Consider the following 1,476-nt stretch of genomic DNA (forward strand, 5'->3'; position numbering starts at 1 on the left):
TGCCATCGGTCAGGATCACTGTTGCACCGGCTTCAGCGGTGCCAGTGATGACGCTGCCATTGCTCGGGTCGATCACCGGGGCCGGCGGCGCCACCGCATCCACCGTGGTGGTGGCCGGGCCGCTGCTATTGCCCGCCGCATCCTGCGCCACCGCGTTGATCACAGTGCCATCGGGCAGCGGCGCTCCAGGGGTGAAGCTCCAGTTGCCACTGCCATCGGCGATAGCTTGCCCGATCGGATCGCCATTGCCATCGGTGAGGATCACCGTGGCGCCGGCTTCAGCCGTACCGCTGATGACACTGCCGTTGCTCGGGTCGATCACCGGTGCCGGCGGCGCCACCGCGTCCACCGCGGTGGTGGCCGGGCCGCTGCTATTGCCTGCCGCATCCTGCGCCACCGCGTTGATCACGGTACCATCGGGCAGCGGCGCTCCAGGGGTGAAGCTCCAGTTGCCGCTGCCATCGGCGATAGCCTGCCCGATCGGGTTGCCACTGCCATCGGTGAGGATCACCGTGGCGCCGGCTTCAGCGGTGCCGCTGATGACGCTGCCATTGCTCGGGTCGATCACCGGGGCCGGCGGCGCCACCGCGTCCACCGTGGTGGTGGCCGGGCCACTGCTATTGCCCGCCGCATCCTGGGCCACCGCGTTGATCGCGGTGCCATCGGGCAGCGGCGCACCGGGAGTGAAGCTCCAGTTGCCACTGCCATCGGCGGTGGTCTGCCCGATCGGAGCGCCATTGCCATCGGTGAGGATCACCGTGGCACCGGCTTCAGCCGTACCGCTGATGACGCTGCCGTTGCTCGGGTCGATCACCGGTGCCGGCGGCGCCACCGCATCGACGGTGGTGCTGACCGGGCCGCTGTTGTTGCCCGCCGCATCCTGCGCGATGGCATTGATGACGGTGCCGTCGGGCAGCGGCGTAGCCGGGGTGAAGCTCCAGTTGCCGCTGCCATCGGCGATGGCTTCGCCGATGGGATCACCGTTGCCGTCGGTCAGGATCACCTTCACGCCGGGCTCGACGGTGCCGGTGATCACCGTGCCGTTGCTGGCATCGAGCGTCGGCGCCGAGGGCGCGACCGCATCGACGGTCGTGCTGACCGGGCTGCTGTTGTTGCCGGCCGCGTCGCGCGCCAGTGCATTGATGACGGTGCCATCGGGCAGAGGCGTGCCGGGCGTGAACGACCAGTTGCCACTGCCATCGGCGATGGTCTGCCCAATCGGAATACCGTTGCCGTCAGTGAGGATCACTGTCGCACCGGCTTCGGCGGTGCCGCTGATGACGCTGCCATTGCTCGCGTCGATCGTCGGTGCCGGCGGCGCGACCGAATCGACCGTGGTACTGGCCGGGCCGCTGCCGTTGCCCGCCGCATCCTGGGCCACCGCAGTGATCACCGTGCCATTCGGCAACGGTGTAGCCGGCGTGTAGCTCCAGTTGCCGGCGCCATCGGCGGTGGTCTGGCCGATCGGGTTGCCGC

1 protein-coding gene is annotated in these 1,476 nt (G+C 69.2%); it reads right to left on the reverse strand.

From position 1 onward, the window contains the following. Positions 1-1,476 (reverse strand): Ig-like domain-containing protein (locus tag AC06FB_RS18835; protein ID WP_478053981.1); only part of this gene is annotated, 1,476 nt, incomplete at both ends.

The organism is Stenotrophomonas sp. Steno-C15 (genome assembly GCF_056393265.1).